This window comes from Bifidobacterium sp. LH_491, assembly GCF_056356495.1.
This window is the reverse complement of record NZ_JBKEUI010000001.1, coordinates 129,076-139,386: the sequence shown is the minus strand read 5'-3', so window position 1 is coordinate 139,386 and position 10,311 is coordinate 129,076. Positions and strand designations below refer to the sequence as shown.

Annotated in this window: 7 protein-coding genes; all 7 read right to left on the bottom strand. The window is 57.0% G+C overall.

The genetic code is table 11. The annotated features are described in order from the left end of the window. Positions 1-75 precede the first annotated feature (75 nt). Positions 76-1,146: an aspartate-semialdehyde dehydrogenase gene (locus AC1AWK_RS00500; protein ID WP_476567370.1), complete on the bottom strand. Its 1,071-nt coding sequence runs from the start codon at positions 1,144-1,146 to the stop codon at positions 76-78. A gap of 12 nt (positions 1,147-1,158) precedes the next feature. After that, entirely contained in the window at positions 1,159-1,743 is a 585-nt protein-coding gene (locus AC1AWK_RS00495) for an ACT domain-containing protein (protein ID WP_476567369.1), read from the bottom strand. A 208-nt stretch (positions 1,744-1,951) separates the two neighbouring features. Continuing rightward, the gene (locus AC1AWK_RS00490; protein WP_476567368.1) at positions 1,952-2,716 is read right to left on the bottom strand and encodes an aspartate kinase; all 765 of its coding nucleotides are present in this window, start codon (positions 2,714-2,716) and stop codon (positions 1,952-1,954) included. A gap of 193 nt (positions 2,717-2,909) precedes the next feature. Continuing rightward, positions 2,910-3,512 (bottom strand): recombination mediator RecR, encoded by a 603-nt coding sequence (recR, locus tag AC1AWK_RS00485; protein ID WP_476567367.1) that lies wholly within the window; start codon positions 3,510-3,512, stop codon positions 2,910-2,912. Positions 3,513-3,686: 174 nt separating this feature from the next. Continuing rightward, positions 3,687-6,284 carry a DNA polymerase III subunit gamma/tau gene (gene dnaX / locus AC1AWK_RS00480; protein ID WP_476567366.1) on the bottom strand — a complete coding sequence of 866 codons (2,598 nt, stop codon included), beginning with the start codon at positions 6,282-6,284 and terminating at the stop codon, positions 3,687-3,689. A 142-nt stretch (positions 6,285-6,426) separates the two neighbouring features. Beyond that, positions 6,427-8,235: an ABC transporter ATP-binding protein gene (locus tag AC1AWK_RS00475; RefSeq protein WP_476567365.1), complete on the bottom strand. Its 1,809-nt coding sequence runs from the start codon at positions 8,233-8,235 to the stop codon at positions 6,427-6,429. Between the two features lie 24 nt (positions 8,236-8,259). Next, positions 8,260-10,107 (bottom strand): ABC transporter ATP-binding protein, encoded by a 1,848-nt coding sequence (locus AC1AWK_RS00470; protein WP_476567364.1) that lies wholly within the window; start codon positions 10,105-10,107, stop codon positions 8,260-8,262. Positions 10,108-10,311 lie beyond the last annotated feature (204 nt).

The window sequence follows — 10,311 nt, the reverse complement described above, 5'->3', positions numbered from 1 at the left end:
AGCCTCTTCGGCACCCCCATCGATCGACGAAGAGGCTTAGACACACTTCCCCATATGGGAAAATTCCAGATATTCCTAGGAATGACGCACGATATGCTTACGCACGATCAACTCAGCAATCTGGACCGCATTCAGCGCAGCGCCCTTGCGGAGATTATCGTTGGTAACAAAACACGCCAGCCCCGTACCATCTTCTACCGCAGGATCCCGTCGGACCCGCCCCACAAAACTAGGCATCTTGCCTACCGCCATGTGCGGCGTAGGAATATCAACCAACTGCACACCGGGCGCATTCCGCAGCACCTCCCGAGCGCGGTCAACATCCACCACAGCATCAAACCGCGCATTAATGCTCATACCATGAGCCGTAAAAACCCCAACACGTACGCATGTACAGGAAGCTGCCAAATCCGGCAAATGCAGAATCTTGCGGCTTTCGTTACGCAGCTTCTGCTCTTCATCAGTCTCCAACGAACCATCAGCCGCAAGTGCACCAATGAACGGCACCGCATTGAATGCGATAGTGCGCGCGATAGGTGTGGGCTCGGGAAAATCAATGGCATCACCATCAAACACCAACTGATCAGCGCCTTGTTCCAATGCCACACCGGCCTCACGCAACAGTTGCTCAACCCCGGCGCGCCCCGCACCCGATACGGCCTGATATGAACTGACGATAAGCTGACGCAGACCAAACGCATCGGACAGCGGCTTCAACACCGGCATGCACGCCATGGTAGTGCAGTTGGGATTGGCAACAATACGGCGTTCGATAACATCCAGATCATCCGGATTCACTTCCGCCACTACCAACGGCACACCGTCGCTCATGCGCCATTGCGAGGAGTTATCCACCACATAGGCGCCGGCGGCCGCAAACTTCGGCGCCCATTCCTTGGAAGTACCGCCGCCAGCGGAAAACAAAGCGATATCAATGCCGCTCAGGTCGGCAGTCGCCACATCTTCGACAGTCACGTCGACATCACGCCAACGCACTACCGTCCCGGCAGAGCGCGACGAAGCCAAGAATCGCAGCTCCTTTACAGGAAAATCACGCTCATCCAGCACCCGACGCATCACCATGCCGACCTGTCCAGTCGCCCCCAAAATCGCTACGTTGACGCCCGTATCATGAATCCGTGCCATTGTCGTCCCTCCTTACCGGCCCGTACCGCCGTACACGACGGCTTCCACTTGGTCAGCATCCAATCCGTAGGCAGTGTGCAACGCCTTGACCGCATCATCCAACTCAGGCAATGGCACCAACGCGGCGATACGAATCTCCGATGTGGAAATCATCAACACGTTAATGTCATGCTCACTTAATGCCGTGAAAAATTTCGCCGCCAAACCCGAGTGGGTCTTCATACCGACACCAACAACGGCAACTTTGCCGACGTTGGTATCCACATCGAAAGAATGATATCCCAGCTCGTCCTGCTTATCTTGCAACACTTCCTGCACACGGCGAGATACTGCACCGGGCACGGTGAATGAAATATCCGCGGTACCGATGCCTGCGCCAGCCTGCACAATCATATCCACGTTGACGCCCTCCTGCGCCAAAGCGGTAAACACCTTGGCGGCCATGCCCGGCTCGTTGGGTACACCGCGCAGTGTGGTCAACGATTCGGTGCGATCGTGGGCAACACCGGAAATCACGGGCGTTTCCGGGCCCAGGTCGGGGAACAGATCTCCCAGCGATGTTTGGCGTGACTCCTGCTGGCTCGTTTCCTGGCTCATTGCCACCTCCCACTGTGTGTTTGTCGCCTGTCGGCCATCGTGCCGGCCGGCATGCGTTCGGATGATTCCGCATTATTCGGTTCGTTGTTCGGTCGATTATTCAGTTATGTGTAGCATTCTCAACTCGTGCCGTACTTTGCGGCAGTTGCGCTCGATTGCAGGTCGGCCGCCGCCCAGGCGGCTGCCGCCGGATAGCCGACAACACCCGTTATCCAATATTCGGCAGCGTGCGCGGGTCGGCGCCGTCCGGCACGACCAACGTGCCCCGCCTATGCGAGAACGAACTGCGCACATGCAACGGCATGTTGAAACGCTGCGCGTACTCAACACACCGCAATGCCAACACTTTGGAGCCGCAGGATGCCATTTCCAGAATCGACTCATAGTCGATGACCGGGATGCGCCTGGCGGTTGGCACGATGCGGGGATCAGCGGTGAACACGCCATCCACATCCGTGTAAATCTCACAAATGTCAGCGCCCAACGCCACCGCCAGCGCCACCGCCGATGTATCCGAACCGCCGCGCCCCAACGTCGTATAGTCGCCGCCTTCGTTAATGCCTTGGAATCCGGCGACAATAGCCACACACCCTTTGCGCAGCGCACGCTGCACCCGGTCAGGCTTGACGGCCTTGATATGCGCGGCTCCGAACTGCGCATCGGTCATGAATCCCGCTTGCGAGCCGGTAAACGAATACGCTTGCCCGCCCGCAGCATGAATCGCCATAGCCAGCAAACTCATGGAGATACGCTCACCGGCAGTCATCAGCATGTCCATTTCACGGGCAGGCGGATTGGTGTCAATGCTCAACGCCTGATCAATAAGCTCATCCGTGGTATCCCCCATGGCTGACACCACAACCGCGACGTCATGCCCGGCTTTCTTAGTTTCCACGATTCGTCTGGCGACACGTTTAATCGACTCCGCGTCTGCCACGGATGATCCGCCGTACTTTTGCACGATCAGCGCCACGATATTCCCGTCTTCTGCTCGAACACTGTGCCTTTTAGTCTACGCACCGGAATTAATTATAGAAAAAGAGCATGTCTCGCACACAATCCACGCCCATCATGCGAAACCAACCATGAAACAATGCATCAATACCGCCATGTTTGCAACGCAACGACCTTTTCGCCCGAGGCAGCAATTTTTCCCATTAGCAGCATCATGCATCGCGGCGGCCCACCAAAGCTCGACCTAGCGTAATCTCGTCGGCATATTCCAAATCGCCCCCCACTGGCAAACCACTGGCCAGCCGGGTGACCCTCACGCCCAGAGGCGAGAGCAGCCGGCTGACATACGTGGTCGTGGCCTCTCCTTCGATATTGGGATTAAGCGCGAGGATAATCTCCGTAACGTCACCATTTTGCAACCGTTGCAATAATGCGGGAATACGCAAATCAGACGGCCCCACATTCGCCATCGGATTAATGGTGCCGCCAAGCACATGATACAGACCACGGAATTCGCGCGTGCGCTCGATCACCATAACATCCTTGGGCTCTTCCACCACGCAGATCACCGTATGGTCACGACGAGGATCGACGCATACCGGACACGGCGAAGATTCGCAAACATTGCCGCATATTTCACAAAATCGAATTTTTTCCTTCACTTCCGTGATGGCCTCCACCAGCCCCTGTGCCACTTCGTCGCTGGCCCCTAGCAAATGAAAGGCAATACGCTGCGCGCCCTTGGGACCGATACCCGGCAGACCGGAGAACGCATCAATCAGCCGCTGCACCGCACCGTCATACATCAAGGCCATCAGGCTTTCCTTTCGTCCGCAGTCGCGCATGGCATACGCACGCCATCATACCGAGATGTCCGACAGCCACTCCGCGCGAGTGCGACATAGGGCGAACGCCCGGCTGTCCCGCACACGACCATCTCTCAGAATGATGAGGAAACATGCCAAGTGGCTTCACCCATAACACAACCGCTACTGATGGGTCTTCGCCAACGGATGACGTGCATCTCCAGCCGCGAACTCCTCGATTTTCTTTACCTCAAACAACCGCGACAACTCCTGCACATCCAGTGACGTGGACGTGCTCAAGCTCTCGTCTGACAACGAATACTCATCTTCTTCAGCGGCGACTTGTGGTGCGTCGGGCGCAGTATTGCTGCGCGACCACTCGTCAAATGCCGACGGCTTCATCTGCCCACCAAGCACATCATGAGACGGCATAGCCACAACCGACGAATCAGCATGCTCTGCAGGCATCATCGCAGCAGCTCTCGATGGCACGGACGTCTGCGCCTGCTCGGCTTGCGCCTTGGCTGCACGTTCACGCAACTCTTCCATACTCGGCTGGTCAGCCCACGGGTCAATATCGTCGCTTACATCCGGCACATCCACATGTTTGCTACCGGATTGCGACGCGACGGTCACTTCAGACTGCGCCGTCGACTCGGTATGTTCCTGCTGCGCAGACATATCCCACGGGTCGGATTCCGCCCACGGATCAGCATCATGCTGTTGCTGCGTGCTATCGTCACGCTGTCGGGACTCTCCGGGATGTTCAGACGGTTCCCGCCGCTCCCGGTGATCCTCATGCTCCCGGTGATGGTCGTCATCAGTAGACGATGACGCGGCATCACCATGTGTGGACTCAGCCTGCGTCTGCGACTCTCGTGAAGCTGCGCCATCAGCCCCCGCACTACGCGTCCCCGCCAACGCCTCGTTCGCTTTAACCATAGCAATATGCTTCTTCACCTGGGCCAACTGTTCGGGACTCATGCGGCTTACCGCCTCAACCCGTTCACCATTGGCCGCCACCTGCGACGGGGCAATCATGACCCCCGCACCAAACTCGGCACGAGCCGCTGCCAACACCACTTTGGCCGCTTTCTCACCGCCCGATTGCGCACTGGTATCCACCGCCAACGCGAACGCATGCTGACTTAACGAACAGTCGAACGTCATCGATAAACGCGACTTGCCACTGCCATCGACAGCCAAAGCAACTGTGGGAACTTTGTCGCGCGTGACATAATCACGCACCGATTCGGGCAGGGCAGCAACCACCGCATCCCAACGCTCGTCTAGCGAACGCGTTGACTGTGCAGCCGCACCAGCAGGAGCGGCAGCGGCCGTGCGCATCGTAGATGCTTCAGATGTTGCCGGGGCAGCCGCGGTAGTCGCCACACCTTGCGAATCTGACGCTCCTGATATACGCGCAGACGTCGATGGAGCATACGCGGAGCGTGCGGCCTGTACCGCCGCCAAAGCCGAGGACGCCGCACTTCGCGCACTGCCAGTAGGTGCGACGGCCGCAACCGGGGCAGACCCGGCAGACTGAACGGCAGCGGTAGTCGCGACACCTGCCGCCATGCCAGCCGCACCTCCAGCCGCAACGACCGACTCCACCGCACCATTCGACGCCGCCCCCCCGCCCGCAATCGCAACATCAGCGCGTGACGCGGCCACCGGCTGCTGCCGATTCGCCAACAACTTCGCCGCCAGCAGTTCCAAACGCATACGCGGCGACGTCGTGCCCGACATCGATTTGAGCGCGTCATTCAACGTGTCCGCCATCGCCGTCAAATCAGCCAACGACAACGCCTGCGCTTGCCTGCGCACATCCTCCATACGCTCGGCAGCGTCATCACTTAACACACGCTCCGCACGCTCTCCGCCCAACGACAACACCAAAATGTCGCGCACGCGAGCCAACAAATCCTCAATAAACCGGCGCGGATCATACCCGCCGACCACCACCTGCTGCACTACGCCATACAGCCGCTCGCCATCCTCGTCAATCACCGCGTCAACCGCTTCGCCAATCAACGTTTCCGGCGTAAAGCCCAGCAGCGCCACCGCAGCATCATGCCCGATAACCCCATCCACGGCACCAACCATCAACTGGTCAAGCACCGACAACGTGTCACGCATCGAACCGCCGCCCGAACGTATCGCCAAACGCAGCACACCCGGCTCAGGGCTCAACCCCTCCTTGGCGCATACTTCCTCCAAGTAAGGTCCCATAATCTCCTGCGGCACCAAACGGAACGGGTAATGATGCGTGCGCGAACGAATCGTGCCAATCACCTTCTCCGGCTCGGTTGTCGCAAAAATAAACATCACATGTTCCGGCGGCTCCTCCACGATTTTCAGCAGCGCATTGAAACCCTGCTGCGTCACCATATGAGCCTCATCCAAAATAAAAATCTTGTACCGGTCACGCGCCGGCGCAAAACCCGCCCGCTCACGCAAATCACGCGCGTCATCCACACCGTTGTGGCTGGCGGCATCGATTTCCACCACGTCAATGGAACCAGGTCCACCAGTCGCCAAATCACGGCAGCTGGCACACTCGCCGCACGGATGCGACGTCGGCCCCTGCTCACAATTCACGCATCGAGCCAAAATACGCGCCGAACTCGTTTTGCCACATCCGCGCGGGCCGGAAAACAGATACGCATGCGTCAGCTTGCCCTCGTCCAAGGCTCTTTTCAACGGTACAGTGACCTGATCCTGCCCAATAACACCATCAAACGTGTCGGGACGATACCTTCTATACAGTGCTAACGCCATAGCCACCAACTTACCCGAACCTCGCTATCTTCCCCGAGTTCGACAGCCCCGCGAACGCGCATTTTCCGCCCGACATACGACGACGCGGCACGCACCCAACCAGGCACGTGCCGCACGCAACCACACTGCGACAGACTGGCCGTCACACGCCGTCGGCTCCCACGGCCACACGAATCATCGCGTATTGCGACTCATACAGGCGGTAATACGCACCCTTGGCCTCCAGCAGCTGCGCGTGCGTGCCATGCTCAACAATCTGCCCATGATCGATGTAGCAAATTTCGTCCGCATTCTCAATGGTGCTCAAGCGGTGTGCGATGATGAAGCTCGTACGCCCCTTGAGCAGATGGTTCAGCCCAGCCTGCAATGCCTCCTCCGTACGCGTATCGATATTCGAGGTGGCTTCGTCCAAAATAAGAATGCGTGGATCGGCCAGCAGCACGCGGGCAAAAGCAATCAGCTGACGCTGACCGGCAGACAACGTCGAACCACGTTCCTCCACCACCGTGTCGTAGCCATCGGGCAATTCCATGATGAACTCGTGCGCGTGCACCGCCTTGGCGGCCCGTTCAATCTCCTCGTCCGTCGCATCAAGCTTGCCGTAACGAATATTGTCACGCACATTGCCGGTGAAAATAAACGTATCCTGCAACATGACGCCCATCTGACGCCGCAACGACTCCAACGTAACATCGCGCACATCGTAGCCGTCAATGCACACCGAGCCTTCGGACACATCATAGAATCGCGACAGCAGGTTGATAATCGTGGTTTTGCCCGCGCCAGTAGGGCCGACCAACGCCACTGTATGGCCCGGTTCAACGTGCAAGTCCACCAGGTTGAGGATGTTGCGGCCACCCTCCTCATAACGAAATACCACATCGTTAAAGTCAACCTTGCCGCGAATCTGCGGCAAATCGCACGCGGTGGGCGCATTCGTAATCTCCGGCTCGACATCCAGCGTTTCGAAAATGCGCTCCAAATACGCCGAACAGGTAATGAGCTGATTATAGAAATTGCCGATATTGATTACCGGATTCCAGAAGTTATTGGCATACCCGACAAACGCGATCAGCACACCGGTCGTCACCTGCACGCCGCCGAAGCCCATGATGCCGACATAATAGATGAACGCCACCGTGGACGTGGCAATCAGCTGCACGCCAGGCCACATCAGGAACTGAATGTGCACCGCCTTCATCCACGCAGCGCGCACCTCGCTTTGCTGTTCCTGGAACGTGCGGAACTGCGCCTGCTCCTGAGCAAAGGTCTGCGTAGTCTTCACGCCAGCAATCGATTCATGAATGTACGCATTCAGATTGCTCTGCTTATTCGACAGCTTCTGATACGCCCGGCGTTGGAAATACTGCAATACACGCACCCACACGATCAGCGCGGGGAACAACATCAGGCTCCATAGCGCCAATTCCCAATCAATCGCGAACATGACCACCAGCGTGATAAGGAACGTAAATACGTCGGAAATCACATTGATAAGACCGGACGACAACGTATCCGACAACGTGTTGACATAGTTCACGACTCGAATGAGAATTTTGCCGTGCGGGCGCGAATCGAAGTAGCTGAACGGCAGCGTTTGAATATGCGTGAACAAGTCACGGCGCATATCCTTCAGCATCATCTGCCCCACGCGGGTAATCGATACCGTGCGATACCGCAGCCCCAGCTCGTACACCACAATCAATACCGCCAGTACCGCAGCAAGCACGCCAAGTTCATGCACGTTCTTGTTCGGAATGGCATCGTCAATCATGATTTTGGTCAGATACGGCACGCTTACCGCAATGCAGCTCATGCCAATCACCACCGCCAAAATCCGCACGACTTGCGGCATATACGGTTTCAAATATGCGCTGATGCGCAGAATATCGCGGAAGTTAATCTGCTCGACCAACTCTTCGTCTTCACGATATGTATTACGTTGTGCCATAACGATTCCTCCTCTCCTTCTGCGCTACTCGCCAAAACCTTGGGACTGGCCAGACTGCAGGCCCAACTGCTTGCGATAAATCTCCCAATACCGGCCATGAGCGGCCACCAAATCAGCATGCGTGCCACGCTCCACCACACGACCACGCTCCAACACCAAAATCAAATCGGCATCTTTCACCGAAGAAATGCGGTGCGCAATGGTGATAATGGTTTTACTCCCATCCATCTCACGCAGATGCTGCTGGATTTCCGCTTCCGTTTCCATATCCACCGCGCTAGTGGTGTCATCCATAATCAAAATCGAAGGATTATCGGCCAATGCGCGAGCCAACGACAAGCGTTGCTTCTGCCCACCAGACAGCCCTACGCCACGCTCGCCCACTACGGTGTTATACCCCTCCGGCATGGAACGAATAAACCCGTCGGCACCTGCGATCTGCGCCATACGTCGGATATACTCCTCGTCGTAATTGTCACGCGCGCCGAAGCCGATATTGCCACCAATGGTGTCGGAAAACAGGAACGTATCCTGCGCCACAATGCACACCTGCGAGCGCAGCGTTGTCAACGGCCAGTCCCTTGCGTCGATGCCGTCGATGAGCACATGGCCCAGCGTCGGATCGTAGAAGCGTGATACCAGGTTGACCAATGTGGATTTGCCAGCGCCGGTTTCGCCCAGGATTCCCAGTTTGCCACCGGCGGGAATGAAGAAGTCAATATCACGCAGAATCGGAGTTTCCGGGTCATCCGGGAAGGCAAAGCTCACATGGTCGAACCGAATCTCACCGCCGATGCGGTCGGGAGCCACCGGCTTGGCACCGCCCACTTGAGACTGAATCGCCACCGCTTGCTTGACCGCCTCCTGGGCGTCAGGCTTTTCCACGATCCGCGAATGCGAGGTCAGCAAACGACGAATCTTAATGCAACTTGCATTGAAACGTTGCCAATCGTTGATCAGCCAGCCGGATTGGCGAACCGGCCCGTCAATCATCCACAGGTAGCTGTTGAAGCTCACCAAATTGCCGAGCGTCATATACCCGCGAATAACCAGCCAGCTGCCAAGGCCCAATGTGATGAGCTGCAGGGAGAAGCCGCAGCCGTCCAACCATGGCATGTATCGCCGTGAATTGTAGGCGAGATCCATGTTGCGTTGTAGGTAATCGTCGTTGTGATCGTCGAACTTGTGCGTCTCGTAAGGCTCGCGCACGAACGCTTTGACCACGCGGTTGCCTTCGATGTTCTCCTCCACCATCGAGTTCAACGATGCCAGCGAGTTACGAATCGCGTAAAACAGTGGATGTGCATGGCTTGACAGTCCCCGCGTCAGCAAGAAGATAATGGGCGTGAGCGCCGCCAATGCGAGCGCCAAACGCCAGTCAATGGTGACCATGACGCATAATGCGCCTACGAACATCACCACGCAATCGGCCACTTGGTATGTGACCCAGCTCAAGAAATGTCGTATGGCGTCCGTGTCCGAGGTCATGCGGCTCATAATGTCGCCGGTGCGCGTGTGATTGAAGTAGGTAAAGTCAAGGTTGTGTAGCTTTTCGTACTCGTCCGAAACCAAGCGGAATACGCTGTTCTGGCCAAAGCGTTCCATCCACATTTGGTAGCCGTATCGAGACGCCACACGCACGACAGTGACGACAATCATCATGACGCATAGGCGCGTCAACTCGTCGACACGCCCCTGCATGATGACACGATCCACGACCATGCCCGATAACAGCGGCACGATAAGCGCCATGGTGTCGTTGACGATAAACAACAGGATGGAGCCGAAAATACGAGGTAGATCCGGTTTACAATATGGCAGGATCCACCGCAGGTTGCTGGCTTGCTGATTACGATTGGGGTCGACGTACATGTGAGGGAACCCTCGCATTCTCTGGATTTGTTTGCTGTGTGTCAATGTGCCGGCCTACCGGCACGCGGCCATTCGTTGCCGCCACGATTCACGCCCGACGTAGCCAATACATATAGGCCGCTCTCTCCACGACCGCACTATCGTCGCATCCGCAAACGCCGTCAATTCTAGGCGCTCTCCACACAAGTGCAACCTTGCATTATT

What these genes read in the sequence shown, in the direction of transcription:
- AC1AWK_RS00470 (WP_476567364.1), bottom strand. Translation starts at nt 10,107, where the DNA reads ATGTACGTCGACCCCAATCGTAATCAGCAAGCCAGCAACCTGCGGTGG.
- AC1AWK_RS00495 (WP_476567369.1), bottom strand. Translation starts at nt 1,743, where the DNA reads ATGAGCCAGGAAACGAGCCAGCAGGAGTCACGCCAAACATCGCTGGGA.
- AC1AWK_RS00500 (WP_476567370.1), bottom strand. Translation starts at nt 1,146, where the DNA reads ATGGCACGGATTCATGATACGGGCGTCAACGTAGCGATTTTGGGGGCG.
- AC1AWK_RS00475 (WP_476567365.1), bottom strand. Translation starts at nt 8,235, where the DNA reads ATGGCACAACGTAATACATATCGTGAAGACGAAGAGTTGGTCGAGCAG.
- recR (WP_476567367.1), bottom strand. Translation starts at nt 3,512, where the DNA reads ATGGCCTTGATGTATGACGGTGCGGTGCAGCGGCTGATTGATGCGTTC.
- dnaX (WP_476567366.1), bottom strand. Translation starts at nt 6,284, where the DNA reads ATGGCGTTAGCACTGTATAGAAGGTATCGTCCCGACACGTTTGATGGT.